Origin of the sequence: Bacillus sp. RC252 (genome assembly GCF_044909215.1) — a bacterium.
Lineage (GTDB): Bacteria > Bacillota > Bacilli > Bacillales > Bacillaceae_G > Bacillus_A > Bacillus_A mycoides.
Genome location: NZ_JBIYDV010000010.1, coordinates 125,420 through 151,824 on the forward strand (window position 1 = coordinate 125,420; position 26,405 = coordinate 151,824).

21 protein-coding genes and 4 pseudogenes are annotated in these 26,405 nt (G+C 32.5%); 21 read left to right on the top strand and 4 right to left on the bottom strand.

Features of this window, described 5'->3' with window-relative positions; genetic code table 11:
- Positions 1-275: 275 nt before the first annotated feature.
- From ABH960_RS16270 to pseI, 9 genes are read left to right on the top strand one after another with little or no spacing between them, the layout of a single operon-like run.
- Positions 276-1,043: a glycosyltransferase family 2 protein gene (locus tag ABH960_RS16270; protein WP_404446644.1), complete on the top strand. Its 768-nt coding sequence runs from the start codon at positions 276-278 to the stop codon at positions 1,041-1,043.
- A 4-nt stretch (positions 1,044-1,047) separates the two neighbouring features.
- Positions 1,048-2,451 (top strand): CDP-glycerol glycerophosphotransferase family protein, encoded by a 1,404-nt coding sequence (locus tag ABH960_RS16275; RefSeq protein WP_404446647.1) that lies wholly within the window; start codon positions 1,048-1,050, stop codon positions 2,449-2,451.
- A gap of 33 nt (positions 2,452-2,484) precedes the next feature.
- Positions 2,485-3,510 (top strand): SDR family NAD(P)-dependent oxidoreductase, encoded by a 1,026-nt coding sequence (locus ABH960_RS16280; protein WP_002191469.1) that lies wholly within the window; start codon positions 2,485-2,487, stop codon positions 3,508-3,510.
- On the top strand, positions 3,507-4,469 hold the full coding sequence (locus ABH960_RS16285; RefSeq protein WP_002204252.1) for a dTDP-glucose 4,6-dehydratase: 963 nt from the start codon (positions 3,507-3,509) through the stop codon (positions 4,467-4,469). Before ABH960_RS16280 ends, ABH960_RS16285 begins: the two co-directional genes overlap by 4 nt.
- Complete coding sequence (gene pseC / locus ABH960_RS16290; RefSeq protein ID WP_002069610.1) at positions 4,469-5,674, top strand: UDP-4-amino-4,6-dideoxy-N-acetyl-beta-L-altrosamine transaminase; 1,206 nt, start codon at positions 4,469-4,471, stop codon at positions 5,672-5,674. Before ABH960_RS16285 ends, pseC begins: the two co-directional genes overlap by 1 nt.
- A complete protein-coding gene (locus tag ABH960_RS16295; protein WP_404446653.1) occupies positions 5,675-6,670 on the top strand; it encodes a cytidylyltransferase domain-containing protein in 996 nt (331 codons plus the stop codon).
- A gap of 39 nt (positions 6,671-6,709) precedes the next feature.
- Entirely contained in the window at positions 6,710-7,810 is a 1,101-nt protein-coding gene (gene pseG / locus ABH960_RS16300; RefSeq protein ID WP_219375431.1) for a UDP-2,4-diacetamido-2,4,6-trideoxy-beta-L-altropyranose hydrolase, read from the top strand.
- Between the two features lies 1 nt (position 7,811).
- Positions 7,812-8,372, top strand: coding sequence for a UDP-4-amino-4,6-dideoxy-N-acetyl-beta-L-altrosamine N-acetyltransferase (pseH, locus tag ABH960_RS16305; protein WP_016093948.1), 561 nt, complete (start codon positions 7,812-7,814; stop codon positions 8,370-8,372).
- Positions 8,365-9,414: a pseudaminic acid synthase gene (gene pseI, locus ABH960_RS16310; RefSeq protein WP_002169371.1), complete on the top strand. Its 1,050-nt coding sequence runs from the start codon at positions 8,365-8,367 to the stop codon at positions 9,412-9,414. Before pseH ends, pseI begins: the two co-directional genes overlap by 8 nt.
- Positions 9,415-9,539: 125 nt before the next feature.
- Here pseI and ABH960_RS16315 read toward each other — a convergent pair whose 3' ends face one another.
- From ABH960_RS16315 to ABH960_RS16325, 3 genes are all read right to left on the bottom strand, one after another.
- Positions 9,540-10,517: a CgeB family protein gene (locus ABH960_RS16315; protein ID WP_404446658.1), complete on the bottom strand. Its 978-nt coding sequence runs from the start codon at positions 10,515-10,517 to the stop codon at positions 9,540-9,542.
- A gap of 31 nt (positions 10,518-10,548) precedes the next feature.
- Positions 10,549-10,794 carry a hypothetical protein gene (locus ABH960_RS16320; RefSeq protein WP_002169373.1) on the bottom strand — a complete coding sequence of 82 codons (246 nt, stop codon included), beginning with the start codon at positions 10,792-10,794 and terminating at the stop codon, positions 10,549-10,551.
- Between the two features lie 224 nt (positions 10,795-11,018).
- Entirely contained in the window at positions 11,019-11,252 is a 234-nt protein-coding gene (locus ABH960_RS16325) for a hypothetical protein (RefSeq protein ID WP_002016601.1), read from the bottom strand.
- Between the two features lie 199 nt (positions 11,253-11,451).
- Between ABH960_RS16325 and ABH960_RS16330 the strand changes: the two genes are divergently transcribed.
- The 9 genes and pseudogenes from ABH960_RS16330 (at position 11,452) to aiiA (ending at position 20,743) form a co-directional block, all read left to right on the top strand.
- Positions 11,452-12,264, top strand: coding sequence for an S-layer homology domain-containing protein (locus ABH960_RS16330; protein ID WP_404446775.1), 813 nt, complete (start codon positions 11,452-11,454; stop codon positions 12,262-12,264).
- Between the two features lie 740 nt (positions 12,265-13,004).
- Positions 13,005-14,126, top strand: a complete 1,122-nt coding sequence (tnpB, locus tag ABH960_RS16335) for an IS200/IS605 family element RNA-guided endonuclease TnpB (RefSeq protein ID WP_404446662.1) — start codon at positions 13,005-13,007, stop codon at positions 14,124-14,126.
- A gap of 512 nt (positions 14,127-14,638) precedes the next feature.
- Positions 14,639-14,992 (top strand): annotated as a pseudogene (locus ABH960_RS16340) (IS4 family transposase); the annotation flags it as partial.
- Between the two features lie 157 nt (positions 14,993-15,149).
- Positions 15,150-15,983, top strand: a pseudogene (locus ABH960_RS16345) (anthrax toxin lethal factor-related metalloendopeptidase); the annotation flags it as partial.
- A gap of 754 nt (positions 15,984-16,737) precedes the next feature.
- Positions 16,738-16,900 (top strand): annotated as a pseudogene (locus ABH960_RS16350) (DNA cytosine methyltransferase); the annotation flags it as partial.
- Between the two features lie 633 nt (positions 16,901-17,533).
- Entirely contained in the window at positions 17,534-17,845 is a 312-nt protein-coding gene (locus ABH960_RS16360; RefSeq protein ID WP_404446665.1) for an ArsR/SmtB family transcription factor, read from the top strand.
- Between the two features lie 120 nt (positions 17,846-17,965).
- The gene (locus ABH960_RS16365) at positions 17,966-19,054 is read left to right on the top strand and encodes a saccharopine dehydrogenase NADP-binding domain-containing protein (RefSeq protein WP_404446667.1); all 1,089 of its coding nucleotides are present in this window, start codon (positions 17,966-17,968) and stop codon (positions 19,052-19,054) included.
- A 171-nt stretch (positions 19,055-19,225) separates the two neighbouring features.
- Positions 19,226-19,699, top strand: a complete 474-nt coding sequence (locus ABH960_RS16370; protein ID WP_003193530.1) for a GNAT family N-acetyltransferase — start codon at positions 19,226-19,228, stop codon at positions 19,697-19,699.
- Between the two features lie 291 nt (positions 19,700-19,990).
- A complete protein-coding gene (aiiA, locus tag ABH960_RS16375; protein WP_003193532.1) occupies positions 19,991-20,743 on the top strand; it encodes a quorum-quenching N-acyl homoserine lactonase AiiA in 753 nt (250 codons plus the stop codon).
- 87 nt (positions 20,744-20,830) lie between these two features.
- Here aiiA and ABH960_RS16380 read toward each other — a convergent pair.
- Positions 20,831-21,778, bottom strand: a pseudogene (locus tag ABH960_RS16380) (IS4 family transposase); the annotation flags it as partial.
- 1,264 nt (positions 21,779-23,042) lie between these two features.
- Between ABH960_RS16380 and ABH960_RS16385 the strand changes: the two are divergent.
- From ABH960_RS16385 to ABH960_RS16395, 3 genes are all read left to right on the top strand, one after another.
- Positions 23,043-23,273, top strand: a complete 231-nt coding sequence (locus tag ABH960_RS16385; protein ID WP_404446672.1) for a DUF2187 domain-containing protein — start codon at positions 23,043-23,045, stop codon at positions 23,271-23,273.
- A gap of 502 nt (positions 23,274-23,775) precedes the next feature.
- Complete coding sequence (locus tag ABH960_RS16390; RefSeq protein ID WP_002069635.1) at positions 23,776-24,345, top strand: hypothetical protein; 570 nt, start codon at positions 23,776-23,778, stop codon at positions 24,343-24,345.
- A 479-nt stretch (positions 24,346-24,824) separates the two neighbouring features.
- A complete protein-coding gene (locus tag ABH960_RS16395) occupies positions 24,825-26,240 on the top strand; it encodes a phosphatidylinositol-specific phospholipase C (RefSeq protein WP_404446675.1) in 1,416 nt (471 codons plus the stop codon).
- Positions 26,241-26,405: the final 165 nt, after the last annotated feature.

A 26,405-nucleotide genomic window follows, 5' to 3' on the forward strand; every position in this document is an offset into this window, starting at 1 on the left:
TTAATATTTTCAGGTGAATATTAATTGAATCTTTGGAGTTAGTTGTTTCTAACTATTGATATTTTCTTTTTTGTACTTAAATAGTTTATTACTTGTTCATAGATATGGTATAGACTATAGCGGATTATAAAAAAGATGCATGGGCAAATAAAATAGCTACTTTATCATTTTATTACATATATAAATCTTTTTTAAAATTATCGGAACGGTTCGTCCTTTCTCTTTATATAATAACGTAACTATTTTTTATTTAATGATAAGGAGGAGAGTAATATTTGCCTAAAATTACAGTTATTATGACAAGTTATAATAAGCCCACATTTGTAGAAAAATCGATATTAAGTGTATTAAACCAAACTTTCCAAGATTTTGAACTTTTTATTATGGATGATGATTCTAACGAACTGACTCAGAAAGTGATTCAACCATTCATAAACAAGAAAAATGTACACTTTTATAAAAGTAATGTAGCCCATATTTCTGAACGAACAAAAAAAGTCAGATATGCTGCTTTAATTAACGAGGCACTTAAACATGCAAAAGGGGAGTATATTACTTATATTACAGATGATAATCAATACGAAAAAGAGCGACTTAAAATGATGTCTAGTTATCTTGATGAGAATAAAGATGTTCAAATTGTATATTCTGCATCAAAAACGATCCATCTAGATGAATCAGATTTACCTATCAAAACTGTTGAAAGGCCTGCAAAAAAAGTCACTAATAATGCGCCATGCGCAATTGATCATTGTTCTATAATGCATAGAGCATCTGTTTTGCCGATTCTTAAAAAAAGGTGGAGTACTTACTGGGATGAAGACCCTCAGTTTTATCGTATAGGAGATGCACGCTTTTTTTGGAGATTAAATCATTATTGGGATTTTTATCCTTTAAATGAAATTTTAGATATCAATTATATTACTTCACATTCAATACATGCGCAGTTATTTGCGGAAGAAAAAAATGAATTTGTACAATTATTACCATCACAAAGAACATGTAAAGAATTAAGAGAAGACTTAAGAAAAAAAAGAGGGTGAAATATTGAGTGACATCTATTTGAAAAATTACTGGTTATTAAATCTAGAATATATAAATGTTTTTTCTGAATTAAAGCATTATAATGTTCCTTTACCATTACTGAGTAATTTCTATCAATATTTGGACGAAGATGTAAAAAATAAAATGAAAGAAAAAGATTTTTATAAACAACTGTCAATTGAACCTATAGAGGAAACACAGTTGCAGTTAGAGTTTGAAAAAAGAATGTCTTCATTTCAATCAAAGATAAAAAGAATAAATCAAAATGGAGTGATTCTCCTGAATTCAGATTATCTCCGTTTTTCAGTAAGTAATTTTACTCACTTTAATCCAAATCATACAAAGATATTAACTAGATCAAAAAAGACAGAACTTTATGGTCTTCCTACAATTTGTGCACCAGATTATATAAATAAAGCCCCTAATACTGCACATGTTTTCATCGAAAAGGCTAAAAAAATTTATTCAAAGTTTAATAAACATCCACTATTTTCAAACATGTTTTTTCAAAAAAAATTACTCAGTGACCTCCCTATTATGATTGAGAAACTTGATATGGCATATTTCATATTTAAAGAACAAGTTATTTCTGGTGTGATTGTTGGCACAACGGAGGATATAGCAAGCAGAGCTCTTACTTTTCTATCTAAAAGTGAAGGGATACCGAGTTATTGTCTTCAGCATGGTGCGATAATGGGTGAAGAAGCATACTTTCCAGTTTTCGCTACAAAACAGGTTGTATATGGAAGATATGAACGAGATTGGTACCTTCAAAAAGGGGTCAGTGAATCTCAAATTGAGGTTATAGGGCATCCCAGATATGATGATATCTTCGATAGGGTATATATGGATAAAAAGAATCTTTTTAAACAATTAAAAATAGACCCCTCTACAAAAGTAGTTTTTATTGCAACCCAGCCATTTAAAACTTCATTTTATATCGAATTGACAGAAAAATTAGTTAAAGACAAAAATATCACAGTTATTATAAAGCCTCATCCTTGGGAAAAAGGGCGTAACCTAGTGGGAGAATATGTTCGGTTAAGTAACGTATATCCTAATGTTAAATATATAACAAATGAAGTGAACATGTATGATGTTATTTTACATGCGAATCTTGTGGTTATTTCTAATTCAACAGTTGGGTTAGAGGCAATGTTATTAGATATACCTGTAGTTGTTTATAAATCGTTATTAGAGGATAGAGATTATAAGTATTATGATAAATTAGATTGGCTTGTAAATCACTCTATTGAAGATATGGTGAGCACGATTGAAAAGGTCCTAAACGATTCTTTGCAGTCAAGTCTAGCAAAAGAATTAAGACAACAATTTATTAGTGAAAATTATCCACAAGAAGTAAGCACCAAAAAGTTGCAAGGCTTAATTCAAAGCGCACAAGGATAAACATTATTTTAAAAAGAGGAGGTATTCATATCTATGTTTTTTAAAAATAAAAACGTTTTAATTATTGGTGGAACAGGAACAATTGGAAAAAGCATTCTTTCTAATGTTTTAGAGGGAAAGCCAAAAGTTATAAGAATTTTTAGTAGAAGTGAATATAATCAATTTTTATTACAAGAAGAGTTTAGGGGTAAAAATCAAAATATTCGCTATTTAATTGGGGATATTCGAAATTATGATCGCCTATATAGCGCAATGGAAAATATTGATTATGTGTTCCATGTTGCGGCGATGAAGCATGTTTCATTTTGTGAATATAATCCGTTTGAAGCGGTATTGACCAACATTTTTGGAACACAAAATGTAATAAAAGCAGCAATTGCCCAGAAAGTAAAAAAGGTGATTTTCACAAGCTCTGATAAAGCAATTTCACCAACAAATAATTATGGTGCAACAAAACTAACAGCTGAAAGATTGATAACATCAGCGGAATATTCAAAAGGATCTAGTGAAACAATATTTGCAAGTGTACGTTTCGGAAATGTTATGGGATCGAGAGGTTCTGTTATTCCCTTATTTGAAAATCAAATTAAAGAAAATCACAAAATAACTGTAACTGATCTTAGTATGAGCAGATTTATGATGACACTGAAACAAGCAACGATGTTAACCATTGAAGCAATGAAAATAGCAAAGGGCGGTGAAACTTTCATATTGAAAATGCCAGTTATTTCATTAAAAGATTTAAGTGAAGTGATGATAGAAGAAGTTACAAAGTTGTATAGTTTGTCCAAGGATAGTATTAAGATTGAAGAAATTGGATTAAAACCTGGTGAAAAAATGTATGAAGAACTTATGACACATGATGAATCTTTACAGGCTTTTGAATTACCGGATATGTTTATCATACCAAGTCCACTAAAAAAGGGTGCTCAATATGAAAATGCCAATAGAGCGAAGCCAGGATTTTATCGCTCAGATCATCAAGATGCGATTTCAAAAGAAGAACTTAGAAATTTGATTATAAACCAGCAACTACTAGCAGGAGGGGAGAAATTATGAAAATATTAGTAACTGGTGGTGCAGGATTTATTGGTAGGTGGGTTGTAAAGCGATTATTGCAAGATAAGCATGAAGTATGGATATTAGACAATTTAGCGAATTCAACTACAGCAAATATTATCGAGTTCGTTTATGATTTAAACTTGAAGCAATGTATACAAGGAGATATTAAAGATAAAAAATTGCTTGACCAATTATTTAAAAATCATTCATTTGACCTTTGTTATCATTTAGCAGCAAGTATTAATGTTCAAGATAGTATAGATGATGCTAGAACGACTTTTGAAAATGATACAATAGGTACTTTTAATTTGTTAGAACAATGTCATAAGCATAATGTCAAAATGGTCTTTATGAGTACTTGTATGGTATATGATAAAGCTACTAATGCACAAGGAATATCAGAATTAGACCCCATTAAACCAGCTTCTCCATATGCTGGATCAAAAATAGCTGCTGAAAATATGGTTCTATCTTACTATTATGCTTATAAGCTTCCAGTTGTGGTAATTCGTCCATTTAATACGTACGGGCCATTCCAGAAAACTGGAGGTGAAGGTGGGGTTGTTGCCATTTTTATAAATAATAAATTAGATAAAATACCAGTAAATATTTATGGAGATGGGAAACAAACGAGAGACCTTTTATACGTTGAAGATTGTGCAGATTTCGTTGTGAAAGCAGGCTATTCTTCTAAAGCAAATGGTCATATTATCAACGCAGGAACAGGACAAGATATATCAATTAATAAATTAGCAGAATTGATTTCGGGAAATAAAGTAAGTATTCAACATGTAACTCATATCCATCCACAAAGTGAAATTCAAAAATTATTATGTAACTATGAAAAAGCAAAAACAATATTAAATTGGGAACCGAAAGTTTCTTTAGAAGATGGAGTTATTAAAACAGAAGAGTGGATTAAATCTTTAAAAATTAACCCTAAGGAGAAAGAATAATGGCCAGGGAAATTCTCGGTATACATGGGGGAAATCCTGTTAGAGGAACATATTTGCCTTATGGTCAACAACAAATTGATGACCATGATATTCAGGCAGTTATAGATATATTAAAAGGAGACTTTTTAACGACAGGACCAACGATTCAACAGTTTGAGGAGGCTATAGCAAAATACGTTGGGGCAAATTACGCTGTTTCTTTTTCAAGTGGTACAGCTGCTTTGCATGCTGCCTGCTATGCAGCTGGAATCACAGAGGGAGACGAAGTAATTACAACCTCAATGACATTTGTAGCAAGTGCAAATTGTATTTTATACCAGGGTGGAAAGCCAGTTTTCGCTGATATAGACTATGAAACATACAATATCAGTACTAAGTCTATAGAGGAAAAGATTACAAACAAAACAAAGGCTATTATTCCCGTACACTTTACTGGGCAGCCTGTAGAATTAGATAAAATAAAAAAAATAGCAAATGAGAATAACTTGATTATCATTGAAGATGCAGCACATGCATTAGGAGCCACTTATAAAAACCAAAAGATTGGTTCAATTGGTGATATGACAATGTTTAGCTTTCATCCTGTGAAACATATTACAACAGGAGAGGGTGGAGTAATTACTACAAATAATACTTTGCTTTATGAAAAGCTTGTTCAATTTCGTACACATGGAATTGAAAGGAATCCTCAAAAACTTCTTGATAATCATGGGCCTTGGTATTATGAAATGCAATTTTTGGGTTACAACTACAGGATGACTGATATACAGGCTGCTCTTGGCTTATCACAGTTAAGTAAATTAGATTCTTTTATTAAGATTAGAAAGAAATATGTAGACATTTATAATAAAGAATTTAATAGTTTACCTGAAATCATCATACCAAAGCAATTGCCCCAAACCCACTCAAGTTGGCACCTTTATATCATTCGGTTAAATACTAAATTATTAAAGGGTAATCGAAAAGAAATTTATGAGGCATTACAAAAAGAAAATATTGGTGTGAATGTGCACTATATACCAGTACATTTACAACCGTTTTATCAAAATTTGGGTTATAGAAAAGGCCTTTGTCCACAAGCCGAAAATTTATATGAGGAAATTATTACACTTCCTCTATTTCCTAAAATGACAAAAGGTGATGTAGGGGATGTAATAAAAGCAGTAAGAAAAGTTCTTTCGTTTTATAGAGTTGCTAAACATTAAATGAAAGGGGTGTTATTAGAATTGCGAAACAAAAAGTTGTTAAGAGCAGTAACAAAAGTTGATATAAAAAAAGGAGAAATCATTACAGCTAATAAAGTTGATATGGAACTAGGTAGCGTTGAAAATGCACTGAACCAGCTTCAGTTTGAGGAATTATTACCTCAAGTAGCTTTATATAATTTGCAAGCAGGAACTCCATTAACGAAAGAGGTTATTGAACCTCCTAAAGTAGTAATTATTGTACTTTGTAGATTAAAATCTACTAGGTTGCCTTTAAAAGCAATATTGCCAATACATGGAATCCCTTCTATTGAACGCTGTCTTATAAATGCATTAGCTATTCCTGGGGGACACCAAGTCATACTTGCTACTTCAGATGTAGCACAAGATGATCCTTTAGAAAAATTTGATCTAGGTGGGAAGGTTAAAATTTTCAGAGGTGATTCAGAAAATACCGCAGATCGCATACTCCAAGCTGCAAAACAAGAAAATGCAAACATTGTTATGCGGATTACAGGAGATTGCCCAGTTGTATCACCAGAAATCAATAATTATTTACTAGAGCAACATTTAAAAAGTGGAGCAGATTATACACAAGCACAGCTAAGTACGTTACCTGTCGGAACAGCAGGCGATATTTTCACATTAGAAGCAATTGAACGTTTGCTACAAGCCCCAAAAACTTTAAACTATACAGAATATCTTCCATTTTATTTTATAAATAACCCTCATTTATTCCGGGTCAATATAGTAAAACTTCCTCCTCCATTGTGTTATCCTTCTTGGAGGTTAACATTAGATGAACAACCAGATTTAGACATGTTTAATGAACTTTATAAAAATCTTAATGTAAAAGACGAACCTGTATTTTTTCAGCAAATAAAAGATTACATCCTTCAAAATCCTGAGCTCATTCAAATCAATAGTCATGTGAAATTGAAATGGGCGAATCAACAATCATTAGTGGATGAGCTAAATAGAGAAACAAAATTATAAATTAATAAATTGTAGTACTTTTAACGAGGAGGGAGTAACTTGCTTGAGAAAAAAATTGTCTTTCGTGCTGATGCATCTATTGAAATAGGGACGGGTCATATTATGCGTTGTTTAACATTGGCTCAGGAGTTACAGAATAAAGGTGCTCAAATTTATTTCATTTGTCGTAAGCTACAAGGTGATCTTCAGCGATATATTTTAAGTAAAGGATTCCACGTATTTTTATTAGATACAAATGATGAAAATACTGAATTCTCAAGTACAGTATATGGGAGTTATTTGAATTGGCTAAAATGTCATTGGTTTGTTGATGCACAACAAACCAATGACATTTTGTCTCAACTCCCCCAATTTGATTGGTTAATAGTTGATCATTATGGGTTAGATAAAAAGTGGGAGACTGTTTTAAAAAAAACTGTAAAAAAGATTATGGTAATTGACGATCTTGCAGATCGAGTACATGATTGTGAATTGTTATTAGATCAAAATCTATACGAAAGTCTTAATGAACGCTATAAAGAATTAATACCAGAGCACTCTTTAATAAAATTAGGACCTAAATATGCCATATTACGGCCAGAGTTCCATTCTGCTAAGAAATTTTTACGAAAAAGAACGGGTGCGGTTGAACATATTTTTATATTTTTTGGTGGGCACGATGTAACGAATGAGACATTAAAAACGTTAAGAGCTATACAAAATATTAATAGTGATACTCTAAAAATAGATGTAGTGGTAGGAAGCCAAAATCCTCATAAGAAAGATATTCAAAATTATTGCAAGAGCATTTCAAACGCTTCATTTTATTGTCAAATAGAGAATATTGAAGAGTTTATGATACGAGCGGATTTAGGGATAGGAGCTGGGGGCACAACAACATGGGAGCGCTGTTTTCTTGGATTACCTTCTATAACAATTACAACTGCACAAAATCAAATAGAAGTAACCAAAGCTGTGGCGGAGGCCGGAGCTACATGGAATATCGGTACAGCTGAAAGTGTTTCAGATGAAACCATCACGAAATGTCTAAACAAACTTTTAACAGATTCAGATAAAGTGAGAGAAATGTCTAATAAAGCTCTTGCCATAAAGTGTGCCAGTAATTCGGATGAAATAACAAAAATTATTTTAGGAGGATAGTATGTTAAATATTGAAAAATTCCATTTGAAATGTATAGAAAAGAAAGATTTAAATCTTATTTTAAAGTGGAGGAATACAGAAGAAATTCGTTCTGTTATGTACGAAGATCATAAAATAACAATAGATGAACACTATAAATGGTTTGAAAAACTAAAATATGATGAAACAATGATTGCAAGATTACTAATATATAAAGAAAAGCCAATTGGATTTGTTAATTTTACGAAAATAAATAAAACAGATCGAACTTGTAATTGGGGATTTTATATAGGAGATAAACAGAGTGTAAGGCGTGCTGGAACTGTATTAGGTATAGTAGCATTAGACTATATTTTTGAAACAAATGGCATACAAAAAGTATGTGCAGAAATATTAGAATCAAATCATATTAGTTTAAACTTTCATCAGAAACTCGGCTTCCAGGAAGATGGAAGATATGTGAACCATATTTTCAGGGATAATGAATTTATCGACGTTATTACAATGACCCTTTTTTATGAACAATGGATGGAAAGGAAAGAAGCTATAAAAACAGAAATTGAAGGTGAAAAATATGAGTAATTTATATATCGGGGGTAGAGAGATTGGCAATAGCTCGCCACCATTTATTATTGCAGAAATGTCAGGGAATCATAATCAATCATTAGATAGAGCCTTGCAAATTGTAGAGGCAGCAGCAGAGGCTGGAGCACAAGGATTTAAAATTCAAACATATACACCAGATACAATGACTTTAAATATAGAAAATGGTGATTTTTTAATTCAGGATACGAAAAGCTTATGGAAAGGTAAAACACTTTATCATTTATATAAAGAAGCATATACACCATGGGAGTGGCATAAACCCATTTTTGATCGCTGTATAGAATTAGGAATGATACCATTTAGTACTCCATTTGATGAAACTGCTGTAGATTTTCTAGAATCATTGAATGTTTCTTGTTATAAAATCGCATCTTTTGAAAATACTGATATTCCCCTCATACGTAAAGTAGCAACGACAGGAAAACCAATAATCATTTCGACAGGTATGGCTTCTATTGCTGAATTAGATGAAACAGTAAGAGCTGCGAGAGAAGAGGGATGTAAAGAATTAATTCTATTAAAATGTACAAGTACGTATCCTGCATCTCCGAAATCTACAAATATAGCTACGATACCTCATATGAAGGAGTTATTTAAATGTGAAGTAGGTTTGTCTGATCATACACTTGGGGTAGGAGTATCTGTAGCGAGTGTCGCCTTGGGAGCCACAGTAATTGAGAAACATTTAACGCTTTCGAGATCGGATGGAGGAGTTGACGCTGATTTTTCAATGGAACCTGCTGAATTTAAATTATTAGTAAGCGAAACTGAAAAAGCATGGGAATCTTTGGGGAAAGTATATTATGGCCCTACTGATTTAGAAAAAGATTCTTTAAAATTTAGAAGGTCATTATATGTTGTAGAAAACATAAAGGCGGGAGAGGCTTTCACGATAGAAAATATTAAAGCTATTAGACCAGGTAATGGCTTATTACCAAAACACCTATCCAAAATTATCGGAAAGAAAGCGAATAAGGACATTGAAAAAGGAACGCCTGTTTCGTGGGATCTTATTTGATAGGGTACAATTAGATACTACTAGGAATTCGTTGAATAAATTAAAATGCCTTTTCAATTTAATGAAAAGGCATTTTAATTTATTCAGAATGATTATAGAAGAAAAGATATTTTTAATTTAATAACCTAATGAAGTTGTGATTGTAAAATAGTCGTAATAAAATGGATTCTCTCATGAAAAGTATGCTGTGTAATAACTTTTGTATGAATTTTTTCGACCATTAATCTCTTCGAAATCGTATCATTCAAATGAAAAGATACTTTATTTAAACAGTCCTCAAAGCTATTATAGGATATAATTTCATCTTTATTGAAGAAAGATGAAAGGTCAGATTTTTCTTCAATAATTTGAAAGCCTTGGCAAGCTGCAATATCAAACGTACGATTATTAATGGTATTATTTTTTACTTTATTTTTATTTTTATTCTGTGAAAATAGATGACTACGATGAGGGTTTAATATAAGACTAGCGTTATTATAATAGAGTGCAACTTCTTGAGGTGGAATCCATTCTTCTATAATTTTAATTCTTCGGTGATTTTTCCATTTTTTAATTAACTTATTTCTCCAGTGTTGACCAATAACAGTATAGTGATAAGGGGTTTTTTCCAAAAGAAACTGCATCAATTTTACTCGGGTTGGATAAGGATATCCAATGAACAATATTTCACTTTTATATTTCGAATTTCTTAGACCAGGCTTAAATACATCTATATTAGTTGCTAATGGTAAGTGGTATACATTGGTATATCCTAAACCTGAATAATATTTAAGTGCTTCACTATCAATAGTAAATATAAAATCAAAGTTATTTAATAGAAGAAGAGAGGTATCTATATAAAAAGGGTCCTCTGTTAACCAGACAGCTAATTTAATGTTCCTTTTTTTAAAATATTGAATTGCTTTTTGTGGTAGATGATTACCTAATAAGGTGAAAACAATATCAGGATGAAACGTTGTTGTAATGAAATCCAATTGCTCTATTAATTCACTCGGCTGTACTGCTAACCATTCGAAATTTTGATCGATAAGTGTTCTCTGTATGCTTTGATCTAGATATTGATAGATTTTTGAGTAACCAGAAGTAATGTATAAGAGTTTCATATTTCAATCCCTGCTTTAGGTTTAAAATATATTATGAGATAAATGTAACACTTTCTATTTCTTTACAACTGATCTTAGTAATACTTGTAGTAGGAGGAGTAACTGAATTTTCCTCTTCTAATGTGACGATACAAGTATTAGGGTTAAAATTTGTAAAAATAGCAGGTCCAATAATATTTCCAGATTTACCAGTCACAGTAACGACTTCGCCTGGTTGTAAATTTTTAAAAATACTACATACTCCACCTGAACAACGAAATAAATTACATAAGAACAAATTTATCCCTCCTTTAAACAATATACTATATCATATGAAAGTATGTAGAGGGATGTGTAGACAAGTAACCTTTAGAAGGGGAAAAATTCAGTTTAAAGCAACTTATTGAAATGATAGATACAATGGAATAATACATTTTGGAGCATTTTGATTAGATTATCCATAGTTAAGACATTCATTAGAATGTCTTAACTATGGATTGAACTTTAACCACCTGAAGCATCTTAAGGGGTGGTTAAAGTAACACTTTCTATATCTTCACAACTTATGAATATGGTATTGGTAGAAGAGGGGGTTATCACATCTTCTTCAACTAATACAACCGCACAAATAGTCGGAAAGAACAATGAAAAAGTAGCAGGTCCAATAATTTGTCCTGATTTAGTGGTAATTGTAACAACAGTTCCTGTTGGCCACGAAGAGAATAAAAAACAAGCTAAACCTGTGCATTCTGCCATATTAAGCCCTCCTAACTTTAAGTGTTGATTAATATAATACAATCCAAACATTTTATATTGTATGTGGTAACAATATGAAATGTTTGGACTAATAGAAAAACTAGAATTATATAAAAACGAAAAAGCAGTATATTAACTTATATCTATCTTTTTTAGTTAGCCTGGATGTTATTTGTTTTTAAAAATATAATATTTTAATATAAAAGAAGTTAGTGAGAAATATCCTTGGGTTAAATGGTTTCAAAAAGATGGAAACTGGTATTATCGTGATAAAGAGGGCCCTCTGGTTAAAGGCCTACAATCTATTAATGGATACAAATACTACTTTAATGAAGATGGTGTTATGCAAACAGGCTTACAAACTATTAAGGGACAAGTATATTATTTTAACGAAAATGGTACTATGGTTACAGATTGGAAAGACGTAGATAATAAATGGTATTATTTTAATGAAAATGGCATTAAAGTTCCTAATGTATTTTTAGATGTTCCAGAAAGTCATTGGGGGTATGACCAAATATCATATATGGCAGGAAATAAAATTATAAATGGATATGGGAATGGTTACTTTGGTGCAAATGTTAATCTTACACGTGAACAATTAGCAGCCGTCTTATATAAATCTTTATCACTGCTGGATACAAGTGATAATCCTTTTACAGATATAAATGATAGCCCATTTAAAAAAGAAATTTTGTCCTTAACGAAGAGCGGTATTTTTTCAGTAAATGGGGAAAAGACATTTAATCCAAAAAACACTGCGACAAGGGCTGAAATTGCAGTAGTGTTAACAAAAGCATTTAACTTGAAAATCAAAGCTAATTATGAATTCAATGATATGAAAGATCATTGGGCGAATGAATATGTAAAAGCTTTATATAGCAATGGGATTGCAAGTGGTACAGGAAATGAAAATTTCAATTCAGGAGCGAATGTTTCAAGAGCAGAAATGGCTGTATTTTTATATAGAGCAATCAACTTAAATCTAAATTTTGTACCAAAGCCTATTTAATCTTATAATAAGATGGTTTTAATACGAAGCCTATATAGGCTTCGTACCAGTTTGTTTTGAAATTGACTCATCATTTTGAGTGTAAAAAAGTTTATATCAACACAATTCATCTTTTCTCTAATCAAAGTTATAGGTTTTGAAAAAACTAACTAATTTGATCAAAAAATGCACCCTAATTGTTAGTCACATAATTGACAATTAGAGGTGCATTTTTTATAGTCTATTTTTAAAATACAAGCACTAAGACGGTATATAAGGTGTTGAAAATTAAAAAACAATTTCTAAGTGTGGATTTGAAATAAAGTCGTACCGTTTTGAAAAAAGTTTAACCGTTTTAAAGAATACATTTTAAAAGAAATGTTGTTGTAGCAGGATTTATGATGAATTTCAATCAAACTTTTTTATAAAAATTGTGTATTAGTTCACAAGAGTAATTCTATTTTTAATCAATCTTTTTTCAAAGTATGAAGGGTCTCTTTTAATACAAACAACTTATTAATATGTTTTGAATCAAACTTTATCATTTTAGCCAAGAAGACTCCTTCCTCAAGGAACGTGAAGGGCCACAGCCTAGTGAGTAGGTGGGAGATGAATTGGCTTCGGACAAGGGATGGCAAGAGCCCTCTTAATTGTTCGACAGGTAGTAAAGTGTTACTTGACAAATTGTCATGATCATTTTACTGTATATCGAATGTACGTTCGATGTATAATAGATATATATTGAAATGGAGGTGAAACTTATGATTATCAATAAAGCATATAAATTTCGTATATATCCAAATAAAGCACAAGCAACTCTAATCAATAAAACGATTGGTTGTTCTCGTTTTGTATTCAATCATTTCCTATCTCTATGGGATAATGCATACAAGGAAACAGGAAAAGGTTTGACATATGGTACATGCTCTGCCAAACTCCCTGCCATGAAGAAAGAGTTTGTTTGGCTAAAAGAAGTGGATAGTATTGCGATTCAGTCGTCCGTTCGCAACCTTGCGGATGCTTATACACGCTTTTTCAAAAAACAAAACAGCTCCCCGTGTTTCAAATCTAAGAAGAACAACGTACAATCTTATACCACAAAACAAACAAATGAAAACATTGCCGTTGTAGGCAACAAAATGAAATTGCCAAAACTAGGTCTTGTTCGATTTGCCAAAAGTCGTGAAGTAAAGAGACGTATTTTAAATGCTACGGTTAGAAGGAACCCTTCTGGTAGATACTTTGTGTCATTGTTAGTGGAAACAGAAGTGCAAGAACTCCCGAAAACACTTTCTTACATTGGAATGGATGTAGGGCTAAAAGACTTCGCGATTTTGTCAGATGGAACAACCTATAAAAACCCGAAGTTTTTTCGATCGTTAGAAGAGAAGTTGGCAAAAGTACAGCGTGTTCTTTCTAGAAGAATGAAAGGATCTTCTCGCTGGAATAAACAAAGAATTAAGGTAGCTAGAATTCATGAATATATAATGAATTCTAGAAAAGATTATTTGGACAAAATCTCAACTGAAATCATCAAAAACCACGATGTTATCGGTATAGAAGATTTGCAAGTATCGAATATGTTAAAAAATCATAAGTTAGCAAAAGCAATTAGTGAGGTATCATGGTCACAGTTTCGAACCATGTTGGAATATAAAGCAAAATGGTACGGCAAACAAGTCATTGTCGTATCGAAAACATTTGCTTCAAGCCAATTATGTTCTTGTTGTGGATATCAAAACAAAGACGTTAAAAATCTAAACCTACGTAAATGGGAATGCCCTTCTTGTAGTACACATCATGATAGGGATATTAACGCAAGTATCAATCTAAAGAATGAAGCGATAAGACTTCTAACCGCAAGGACTGCGGAGATAGCCTAATAAATTAGAGTTCGATAGAACTCTTTACTTAGGAATCCCCCACTTCTAAACGAAGTGAAAGTGGGGGTAGTTCAATACAAGTAGGGATTTAACAAACACTCATGTTGGGATTCTAACGTCAAATGGAACATCTAATGTATTATTTGATGATGTCCAAGTTATAGGTGCAAAAAAAAGCTAAACTAATATGGGTTCTGATGTAAAAACTTTGAAACATATAAAAATGGTTTATCAAACTTGGATATACTGATAGGAGCACCATACATGCCCATCAACAATACCCCTAAGTACCAAGAAAACGTTATTCTTTCTAAACTGATATGCTCTCCTTTAGGTAGACAGATAAAAAATAAAAATCTGTTTGCTTGAAGGAGAGTTTTGTTAATGTCTAAAAAAGTTTACTCTGCGGAGGATAAATTTAACATATTGAAAGAATGGGAGGATGGTAATTATTCACTAAATGAATTTGAGTCCGTTTTTAAAGTAAGTCGCATCAATCGAAGCACTCATCAAGTCCTGAGGGACTGAATCAACGGTTTAATAAGGCGGCCGTCCTACTTTTACACCCCCTACTAGCCGAACTACTAAGCAAAAAATTGGCCGCATCTATGCCGATTTCTTCTCCATACACTTCTGTTTTCAAGCAAACTCGTATTTTAGATTCAACTGCATTTCAACTCCCAGATGTATTTTCATCGGTTTATCCAGGTGGACAGTTCCTACATATTCATACAGGTCCAGGTAAACAACATGATCGCACTTACGGCTCTCTGTGTGTCCCAACTGTAACAGCAAAGGATTTATGTATCCGAGATTTAGGTTGTTTTCATTTAAAAGACCTTCAATACATACAATATAAAAAGGCAAGCCAGTATGGAAAATAAAATTAACCCAGAATTATTGGAATCATGAAATGAGGCTTTTAAAAGGAATGCTTATTTCTTCAATCACTATCAATTTTGTTTTTGAAATATCCCTATTTAATCAAAGGGTTATTAAAAATCATATAACGGGAGGATTTATATGAAAAAAAATACAATTTTGATATTATTGATATTTATTCTGTCTATTTCCCTTACAAACCATCCCCTTGCAGCCGAAACTTTAAACAACCTTGAGTTTATAAAAGAACAACAGACTAAAAATGAAAGGCTTATTCATATTGATATAAGAGGAAATAATGTGGAAGAATATCAAGAGGCACAACATATGGTTGATAGAATAAAAAAAATAAAAAGCGGCATACTTGATAAATTAGTGGCAGACGGAACATATGTAAAACTTGTTAATTATCCTATCACTGAGTCTGACGAATACAGGGACCTAAAAGGATTAATTCCACGAGGATGGGAAGGGCAAACCAATGCCGAAGGAAAACAATTGACCTGGGATGATGTACCAGGTGTGGGATCTGATATTGGTGGAAAACCTGTAATGGCTAGAATAGGTTTTAGTGAAAGAGGAAAGGGGCATGGTTCCATTAATTTAGAACTTCATGAAATAGCGCATGCAATTGATCGAGTGGTTTTTTTTAATATAAGTCATACTGATTTGTTTGATGTTCCTTTCAGTCAAGAGAGACAGAAAATTTTCCCGGATAAATATTACGAAAATAAGGAAGAATATTTTGCGGAATGTTTTACATATTATTATTTTAGCGAATCATCTAAGCAAGAGCTAAAAGATAAGGCTCCATTGACTTATAGATGCATAGATTTATTAATTAAAACTGTTCAAGGGGATTCCAATTCAACAGAACCTATTAATGAACTATTAGACGGAAATCAATTTGCTTGGTCTTTAAAAGGATATAGTGATCGAGAATTCGCAAAAGTAGATTATAACAAGAAGGCAGAGTTAACTATGGCTTTAAAATAAAGTCGCGATGTTTATAAAAAAGATACGATGCTCTATCCCTTTAGGTGGTTATCTAAAGGGGTATTTTTATACTAAAAAGGAAAAGAACATCTGAATTGAAGGATAGACTAGGGAACTGTTGTGTGGCAATAAGTTATTCCTGTGAACTACTCGCCACTTAGCAAGGCTTGAAGTGGGAGTTTCTCAGTTCCACGATGAAAGCAACCTTTCGTCTCCCTGAGCGTTACTTCGGGGTTTTCCATCCCTAGATGTCCAACGCTTGGACGCTCTTTTGGTACGGTTGATATTTTACGCAGGAACCGAATGGCTTGTTTTTCGCACTCTATTTTCTTCCTGCAACCTCATATATCAAGTTATCAAAGAACTTCATATAGCTAGTTTATCAAAAGTTTTTGGCTATGCCAAACCGAAATTCATCTCCCACCTACCGTTGGGCTACGCCCTTCACACGCTTGAGGAAGGAGAATTCTTTCGGGGAATTCGTTAAAGGATGCTATTATTAGACATTCTCGAAAAAAATGTACAAGAAAAGTATTTCCTATCAGAAGAAAAATTGGACAAAATCGTATTTAAATAAAAGGAAATATTAATTCTAGTGGTTGGAGAAGGGGTGGAGAGATGTGTAATCCTATGGGGATATCCCCTACGATTACATGCAAAGATGATCCCAGGGTTTTACTTCCTAATAAAAAGGCAGCTTAATTAGAAATGAATTAAATGGAGAGTGTAAATGATGAAAAGCTATAAAATCCATATTAAAGAAGCTACAAAAAAAAGGATATGCAGTAGCTGAAGTGGGGGATAGTGTTAATTATTCTGTTCCAGGGAGTAAAACTAGAAGGGGAAGAGGAGGGAAAGGTGTTGCTCAGACATTAGATACTTCTTGTAATCAGGCTGATTAACAAGGGATCCTACCACACCGCTATCAAGCTAAGAAAAACAAATGCCCATCGACCTAGGATTTCAAAGTAACTCCATAAAGAAAATTTTATGGAGCAATAAATTAATTAACTTGATGGTGATGGGGTCCCGCCACATAGCTATCAAGTTAATATTTTAAATTACCCCCATAACGAAAATTTTATATCACTACAACAGTCATTTATGAGAAGTTAGGCCATTTTATTTATTGCTATCCTGTTTTCTTGTGACACTTAGTACAATTATAGACAACATCTAAAATATTAAAGACTTTCTTTTTCTCATAACAGTGGCACTTTCGCCCGTTTTTCTGTAGGAAGATAAACAGGCGAAGCAGGATCACTTGAGTTGGAAGCTTTTGATACAATCCGATATAAGCTTCGTAAATTTCGTGGGTTTGTCTTGGTTGTAGCTGGAATGAATTTGGCAATTGTTACAGAAAAAAGAACTGACATTCTTACAAATCTGGAAAATTGAAAATGGCTGTTTATGAAACTTTCAATATTTATAATTAAAGTTGGTGCTACTTCTTTATTGCATTAGATAGCAATGTAATTTATAATACGTTCAAATGATTAAATTCTTAAACGGAAGGTAATGTTAGCGAAATGAACTGTAATGATAAAGTAATGCATATTTTAGAAAATTTAAGACCATGTTTCCAAGGGTTGGGAGATCCAACTCGTCAGCAAATTATATCGCTTTTAATTGATAAAGATAGCTTGAATGTGACGCAAATTGCGGAGCATATTCCCATGTCAAGACCTACTGTATCTCATCATTTGAAAATATTGAAACAATCAGGGTTACTTCGAGTTCAGAAAAAAGGCACTGAAATGTATTATTGTCTTGAATTTAATGAAACAATAAATCTTTTAAAAGAACTTGTTTCTTTAGTTGAAGATGAATGTAAGAATTAGGTACTCATTTATAGTTTAGGGACACTTTTTGTCCCTTTTTTTAGTGACATTACGTTAAAAGGTTTAAGCTTTTAATCATTTAAACTTATAATCTCATACTAATTAAAATGGAGGTTTCAGATGAATAAAAAAACAGTATTAATTGTTGGTGGGTATGGTGTTGTTGGTAGTCAAATTGCTCAAATTTTACATGATCGACATCCTGATTTGGAAATTAGATTAGGAGGAAGAACCTTAGGGAAAGCGTTACCTTTTGAATCAGAGAGAGTAAAAATAGTCACTGTAGACAACACAACAGATGATCCTTTAAGAAATTTGGATGATAATTTCACATTAGTTGTTAATGCGGTTAATGACCCGCAAGATAGACTACTTCTATCTGCAGTTCGAAAAAAAATTCCATTGGTTGACATTACTCGTTGGACTGAACGTTTTAAGAGTTCTATTGATCGATTAAAAAATGTTGAGGTCCAATCCCCTGTTGTATTAGCTTCAGGGTGGATGGGAGGGACAGCAGCCCTTTTTGCTAAAATGTATTCAAAAGATCTTCAAGAGGTTACGGTTGATATCAACGCACTATATTCTCTTCAAGACAAAGCAGGACCAAATTCAACAGCATATATGGACCGGTTAACGATTCCATTTGAAGTCAAAGCTCGAGAGGGAATACGACAGGCTTATCCAATGACTGATCCAATCAAAGTCCGCTTTCCCAATGGTTATATAACCAAATGTTATCGTTTGGATACTCCTGATCACGTAACCCTGCCAGAATCAATTCATGCTGTTTCGGCTAACTTTCGTATTGCTTTTGATAGTAAAATATCTACATATGGACTGGTTTCTCTGGTGAATACAGGGATTTGGAAAATGATTAGCGGAGAAAAATTTACCGATTTACGGAAAAATATTCTCTATAAACCCGGAAGGGGAAGTGCACATAACATAGTTATTCACCTTAAAGGTTATGATGCTACTGGTGTATTGCATAGACGATGTGTGAATATATCAGATCCGTTAGGACAGACACATCTTACTGCTTTAGGAGCAGCTGTCCAAGCAGAGAACATTTTACAAACATCTGATATTGTGGTTCCGAATTCTAAAATTTACTTTCCGGAAAATTTATTAGATTTGGGTATGAATGCATCTGTAATTTTAGATTTTTATAGGGAATATGGGGTTAATATTACGAAGCAAAATATATAAAAGGTATCGTTCTATTCGTGGTAGTACACATATGGCTATCAAGCAAAGAAGAGCAAATACCCCAAATAACTTAATGGCAGTTTAGTTTAATAAGAATCAATGGTAAAATGATGAGAATTAATTATGCTATGGGGCTGGTCAGTTGTAATTTTATAAAGGAGTTGTAAAAAGTTGAAATATCGCAAAGCAAATATCGATGATATTGATAAATTGGTCGAGTTAAGAAAAAAGCAATTAGTTGATGAGGGGATAGAACCTAATATAGATATTGGTAGAGAACTATATGCTTTCTTTAAAAATAAACTAAGTGAAGGTACTTTAATTCAATGGCTAGTGGAAGATAATGAAGAAACTATAGCTTGTGGTGCAGTAATTTTTTATGAATTTCCACCTTGTTACACCAATAAGACTGGAAAAAAGGCTTATATCACAAATATGTATACTAATGAAAATTATCGTGGGCAAGGAATCGCAACAAAGCTGTTAACTAAATTAGTTGATGAAGTTAAGATTTCAGGTATCTCACAAATATGGCTTGGGGCTTCAAAAATGGGTAGACCAGTGTATAAGAAGTTTGGTTTTATGGAAACTGATGAATTTCTAGAATTAGGGTGTTTTTGCCCATCCACCGAAAAAGGGGAATAAGACAAGATATTCCAATGTGGAAAAGTAACTCTAAAATCAACCTTTATTGTATATTTTGGAGTTACTTGACGTTAACTTTTCTACGGAAAGTTGACACTTTTATCCTATGCCTAAAGGCGGACTGAATTCCTGCATAGGCTTTCCAATATCACTGAATTTGTAATGAAAAGTTGTGAACAATTGAAAAAATAATGGTTGAAATAATGAGAGGTGAGAAGGAGTTTATTTCTAATAAGCGAAATATTATAGTGTATTGTTTTATCCTAAATTATTTGTAAAGGTGGATACATAATGACAGTAAAGAAGCTTTATTTCCTCCCAGCAGGTCGTTGTATGTTGGATCATTCTTCAGTTAATAGTACACTTACACCGGGTAAACTACTAAACTTACCTGTTTGGTGTTATCTTTTGGAGACAGAAGAGGGACTTATTTTAGTAGATACAGGTATGCCAGAAAGTGCTCTTAATAATGAGAATCTTTTTAAAGGTACATTTGTTGAAGGACAAGTTTTACCTAAAATGAATGAGAACGATAGGATCGCAAATATTTTAAAGCGTGCCGGATATGAGCCAGAAGATCTTCTTTATATCATTAGTTCTCACTTGCATTTTGATCATGCAGGAGGAAATGGCGTTTTTACAAATACACCAATTATTGTACAGCGTGCTGAATATGAGGTAGCACTCCACAGAGAGGAATATTTGAAAGAATGTATATTGCCGAATTTAAACTATAAAATCATTGAAGGGGATTATGAAGTAGTGCCAGGTGTGCAATTAATATATACACCGGGACATACGCCAGGGCATCAGTCATTATTAATTGAGACGGAAAAATCAGGTCCAGTGTTGCTAACTATTGATGCATCATATACGAAAGAAAACTTTGAAGATGAAGTACCGTTTGCTGGATTTGATTCGGATTTAGCTTTATCTTCAATAAAACGTTTAAAAGATGTTGTTAGGAAAGAAAATCCGATTATTTTCTTTGGACATGATATGGAGCAAGAAAAGGGCTGTAAAGTGTTCCCAGATTATTTGTGATATAGCATATAAAAAGTCATGAGCTCGTTAGCTCATGACTTATTGATTTGGGGTGTTTGTCATATATACATTGATACCACTGAGTCATTTACTACGAGGAGAATACTTCATTCCTTTCTTTTTTTCTCTTACAGCTTGATCTTGTAATCGTTTTTGTTGCTGTTGTTTTGTTAATCGATGAACAATTACACGAGTTGGCAATTTATCAATCATTCCTACATAAGCATCAGCTATTTCACATGTTTGTCCTGGTTGAAGAGAGTTCATTAACGTCTCCATATCTATCTTTATATACTCTGTACCTTTCTTAATCCTTCCATCTTGAAAATAATCAGGGTTAGGATTTTTTTGATAAATACGTGTATTCGACTTGATACGAGAGATATAGTAGGCTTCTTTATCTTGTATATATTGAAGATCTTTTAAATGAAAATAGCCTAAATCTCGGATACATAAATCATTCGCTGTCACAGTTGGGGCACACAGAGAGCCGTAAGTGCGATCATGTTGTTTACCTGGACCTGTATGAATATGTAGGAACTGTCCACTTAACAAATCATACTCAAGTTGAATTTTTATCCCAGCTGTATGGCTGCATCCTCCTGCACCTGGATAAACCGATGAAAATACATCGGGAAGTTGAAATGCAGTTGAATCTAAAATACGAATACGCTTGAAAACAGAAGTGTATGGAGAAGAAATCGGCATAGATGCGACCAATTTTTTGCTTAGTAGTTCGGCTAGTAGGTGTTGTAAAAGTTGGACGGCCGCCTTATTAAATCGTTGAATCAGTCCTTCAGGACTGATAAGTACTGCTGTTGATGCTTCTAAACAGCTAGATAACTGAGTTAAAGAAGTCATAGCTACATTTTGGCTCACCCATACACATAAAGCTACTAAATTTTTTGCTTGGTATTTACTAGTTCGTTGTACAAAACCAACATCTCTAGCAAGATCCCGTAAGGTATTTGGAGATAAAAAAATTTGAATCTCTTGAGCAAATAGTTGTAATTCGTCAGACACAGAAACAGACATAAAAAACGCCATCCTTTCCTATGATTCTACAGAAAGAATAGCGTATTTTTTCATTTCAGGTGGGATTTAATTTTGCCAGCTTGTGATAGGGCACTAAAACTATCGTTATATTTTAATGAAATAGTTAAAATTTTGTAATCATTTTCTTCTTTTTTAAAATTAATAACATCATATAGGCGGTAAAACAGCAAAAGTTGATATTATTTTGAATTTCTTCATCGCTCATAATTGTTTTTTGTACATCTGGCAACGCTTTGATTCTGTCGATCCGCCATGGTACCTGAAAGTTTTATTTTTTAATGGTTACTTGGAATATAGGTTTTGAAGTGTTCTTGATGTAGTTTTACTTTATATACGATTCCTTATTTTTACATAAACACTTACTTCATAGTTTCTTTCTGTTGTGGCCGATAAAACGTATCTACCAACCGATTATACTCACTTCTTGAAATTTCTTTATTATACAGTTTAATTAATAAATCTTTATGAGCTTTCGAAAGCGCTATTTTGTCAATGAATTTTGGGTACATATATTATTCTCTCTCCGTCTGATAAATTATTATGTTGCATTTTGCCTACTTCCCTTGAATATTATAATGAAAAAATAAATATAATGCGAAGGTATTCCAATCTTTCATATCAAATTTAATTTTTCTATAGAAGAAACTTATCCAAAATAGTGAAATCATTGGGGTTCAATTTATGAAAATAATTGGCCTGAAAAATACTTTTTATAAAATAATATGAAGAAGCAAAGTAGCATTTCTTATAGGAGCATTGCTACAAAAAGTAGATGAAAAAATTATATAAAATTACTGTAATCCCAATTATTGAAATAGTATTTGAAAAGGAGGGGAACTCAGTTTGAAGTCAATGGGGACATAGATGTCCCTATTACTTTACTAGAGAAAAGTAATAGTTGAGTATGCTTGATAGATGTGAGAACCATATGAAGCATATATCTATTAGGTATGATGGGAACAAATGAGTTTATAAACTCATTTAACCAATTCGTAGCTAGGGGCTAGGAAAATAGAATGGGTATAGCTGTATTGTTCTACTAATATTAGGAACCTTTGCTTTCTTTTCTCTACTTGTTCTTGTAATGTAATCCTATTTAACACGTCTTTTTCTCCTTTGAATACGATTGAGGATGTGGGTAGTCTGTAGACTAATACATTTATTGTAACCTGGATATATTGAGAAGGAATATGGAACAGATCTAATGAACTATAAATATAAAATACACTCGGGAGGTTTTTATATGGAAAAAATAATTACAGTAAAAACAGGGGATTATGTCCAATTTCCTTATCGTTACAATCCTTCCTTAAAATTAACTGGATATGTGGTAAATGTTCTAACAAATACAATTGTTGTAGATGTTTCAGAAATACTCCAAATTCAAGAAAATGAATTAATAGAAATTCGTCAAGTTGTCAAACATGGCTGTTATGAAAGGATTAGTAAGCATGGAGAGAAGAGTATTTCCTAAAAAAGTGCTCCTAGATAAATCTAGGAGCACTTTTTTTGATGTAGTTACTGGTTTCATTGGATGGTGAACACCAGCAGTTAGATAATAACTTATGAATTTAAGATACTCACCTTGTAAACCCTCTCATCTTTTATCTGTTAAGAAAGTTTGTAACAGAACCTAAAAATAAATATGAAAATTTGTGTTAATTTATTAACTTTAATATGATTTTTTTCTTCAATTATAGTATTAGCAATATGATTTTACTATGTTTATAGAGTATATATAAAGATTTAAGATGATAAACTATCTTATAAAAGGCTATTATCTAATTATTTATCTGAAAATTGAGAAAATATGTGTAGATAGATATTATTGTAAATACATATATAATTCATTTTAATTTTCTGACATTAATTATCGGTATTCTTATAATAATCTTTGGTGTATATTGTGATAAATACAATGTACGGTGTCAGTATTTAAAAGGTTATATATCATAACTTAAAGGGGGAAGAAAACTATGAAAATGAAGAGTAAGATGATCATGACAACAGCGCTTGCAGCTACTTTAGCTACAGGTGCATTACCTACTACATCGGTATTTGCTGCAGAAAAAGAAGCACCTATTCAACAAAAAGAGTCACAAATTAGTATTCAACCGTTTGCACAGAATAATTTGGAAACAGCTGTTAATGCTGCTTTACATGGTCCCGAAGTCAAAAAAATCAAAGTATTCGAGCACGAATTTAATGTAAAACCAATTGAAGTTGTAAATTTAGCTGGCGGTAAAAAATATGTTAAGGGACAAATTTCTCATCATTTAAGTTTTCGTCCAGATGATCAATTTTATTATGAGTTTACAGTACAAGATGGAAAGGTGATAGATAAGCCTGTATTTAATATTGATAGGGGTGGTTTTACACCATTTGTGGCTCCGCTTTTATCAATTCTTGCTGCGTATAATGGAATCCCAGTTAATCCAAATGATTTAAACTCACTTGGTCAACAGATGGGAAAAGTTATAGATGGAAGCTGGGAACAAGCAGCACAATCTATTGCCACTGTAGTTAGTTTAACTTTTAATGAGTAGAAATTGAAGGGGAAATAAGTTTTTGTTTAGTTTTGCAGAAGCCCATTTTTCGTAAGTATCCTTGTTATAAAAAGCTTTTAAATAAATATAAACCATGTATTAACACACCTGTTATATTTTCTTAATTTGTTAACCATCTTGTCTATCATTATATGTAACAAAATAGGAGTCTTGTTTAAGACTTCTGTTTTGTTTGTATAAAAAATGAGTGGCTTCGATTCTTTTTAAGATCCGTGAAGTATGATGAAGAATGGTGTCTTTACATGTCTATGGTTCGGCTCTATGAAATTTGTATATGCATGAATCTGATGGTTGTTGGATGAACCGCTATGGCCCTTCAAAATTTCAAGTAACAGACCGCTATCAAAAAATATTTTTAAGCAGAAAATCTCATTATTCTGGGAAAAGAAGCAATGTATATTGTAAAAAAACGTACCTTATTTTATGAGACGAATCTATTAAAAATTAGGAGAGATATAATGAAGAAAATAAAAATGAAAAACATCTTAAAAAGTGGAATCCTTACTTGTTTTACACTTGCAAGTTTATGTACGACTTCTACAGTATTTGCTGATAGTCATCCAGGTTATTCCTATGAATCCAATATAGGCTATCAAAATCCAACATGGATGTCAAAACTAGAAGATACAAAAAGAATAAGCGAAGTATCTATCCCGGGGACTCATGGTTCAATGGCTTTACATGGGGCAAGTTTTATTGATGAAAATTTGACAAGAAATCAAACAATGACCCTATCTCAACAATTCAATGCAGGAATTCGTTATGTAGACATGCGTGTTAAACGTGTAAAAGATACTTTTGCGATGCACCATGGAATTGTAAATCAAAAAGCAATGTTTGAAGATGTATTAAAAGAGACAATTCAATTTCTAAGAGATAATCCTAAAGAAACTATTTTAATGCGTTTAAAGGAAGATACTGATCCTGAAAGTGGCTCGCTATCATTCGAGGAAATATTTAAAAATTATAAAGACCGTAATGCTTCCTATTTTTGGGATCCGAATTCTGTACCATCCTCAGAAAAAAATAATCCTAAGTTAGGAGATGTTCGAGGGAAAATTGTAATATTACAAAATTTCTCGGCATCTCAAGAATATGGTATTAATTATGAATCTTTGAATACCCAAGATAAGTTTGAAGTTGGCACTGGACCAGACGGAATGTATGAAAAATGGAATGCGGTGAAAACCCATCTTCTAAATGCAAATAATAACTTTAACAATGGTAAGATCTATCTCAACCATTTTAGTGGCACGGGTGGTGCAGCAGCATTATTGAATAATTGTTACCCTTGGTTTGTTGCAAGCGGAAAAGAGAGCAGAAATACTAATAGTAATCCAAAACTGATTCAAAAAAATGTAACAAATGAATGGAGAGATTTCCCTCGAGACATAAATGGACAAGTATTTTATGGGGGAATGAATACACTTGGAACTGATTTCATACAACAAGGTGGTATTAAGCATTCTGGTATTATTGCTGCTGATTTTCCTGGACCAGGTTTAATAGATAGTATTATCAGATTAAATGGGATAGACTCAAGTGAAAAAGAAATATTAATTTCCCAAATTTCTTCTGAATCGAAGCCATTATCTGGACAAAAAAATCGATCAAGTCAAAACTTTAGCATTAATAATTTACCTACAGGAACAAAGGGGTTAAAATGGGTTATCGAGCCTACAGAAAAAGATAATGCTTCTACTATTTCCTTCAATGTTATGATCGATGTTTCTCTGGGGACGGATTCTGTTCGTTGGGGAAACATTTCGAATGGATCAAAGACTGAAGCATATACAAATTCTAAATACTATATTGCAAACCCAAGTGGCGCAACGAGCAAATTTACAGTGAAAATATACGCTATTACAAATTAAGGTTTTATTGTAAAGTTTTTTAATAAGGGTAAGGTTCTTTGAACTACTCACCACTTAAGATCCTCGCGGACTGTTTGAAGTGGTGAGTAGTTCAAATCAAAGCATAGTGAAGTATTGCTAGCTATGATTCGTATTCAATTTATGCTACGAACCTTATGGTCAACA

Coding starts and splice junctions, on each gene's coding strand:
- ABH960_RS16365 (WP_404446667.1), top strand. CDS start 17,966: ATGAATAAAAAAACAGTATTAATTGTTGGTGGGTATGGTGTTGTTGGT.
- ABH960_RS16390 (WP_002069635.1), top strand. CDS start 23,776: ATGAAAATGAAGAGTAAGATGATCATGACAACAGCGCTTGCAGCTACT.
- aiiA (WP_003193532.1), top strand. CDS start 19,991: ATGACAGTAAAGAAGCTTTATTTCCTCCCAGCAGGTCGTTGTATGTTG.
- ABH960_RS16385 (WP_404446672.1), top strand. CDS start 23,043: ATGGAAAAAATAATTACAGTAAAAACAGGGGATTATGTCCAATTTCCT.
- ABH960_RS16360 (WP_404446665.1), top strand. CDS start 17,534: ATGAACTGTAATGATAAAGTAATGCATATTTTAGAAAATTTAAGACCA.
- ABH960_RS16315 (WP_404446658.1), bottom strand. CDS start 10,517: ATGAAACTCTTATACATTACTTCTGGTTACTCAAAAATCTATCAATAT.
- ABH960_RS16295 (WP_404446653.1), top strand. CDS start 5,675: ATGAAAGGGGTGTTATTAGAATTGCGAAACAAAAAGTTGTTAAGAGCA.
- ABH960_RS16325 (WP_002016601.1), bottom strand. CDS start 11,252: ATGGCAGAATGCACAGGTTTAGCTTGTTTTTTATTCTCTTCGTGGCCA.
- pseC (WP_002069610.1), top strand. CDS start 4,469: ATGGCCAGGGAAATTCTCGGTATACATGGGGGAAATCCTGTTAGAGGA.
- tnpB (WP_404446662.1), top strand. CDS start 13,005: ATGATTATCAATAAAGCATATAAATTTCGTATATATCCAAATAAAGCA.
- ABH960_RS16280 (WP_002191469.1), top strand. CDS start 2,485: ATGTTTTTTAAAAATAAAAACGTTTTAATTATTGGTGGAACAGGAACA.
- pseH (WP_016093948.1), top strand. CDS start 7,812: ATGTTAAATATTGAAAAATTCCATTTGAAATGTATAGAAAAGAAAGAT.
- pseI (WP_002169371.1), top strand. CDS start 8,365: ATGAGTAATTTATATATCGGGGGTAGAGAGATTGGCAATAGCTCGCCA.
- ABH960_RS16395 (WP_404446675.1), top strand. CDS start 24,825: ATGAAGAAAATAAAAATGAAAAACATCTTAAAAAGTGGAATCCTTACT.
- ABH960_RS16285 (WP_002204252.1), top strand. CDS start 3,507: ATGAAAATATTAGTAACTGGTGGTGCAGGATTTATTGGTAGGTGGGTT.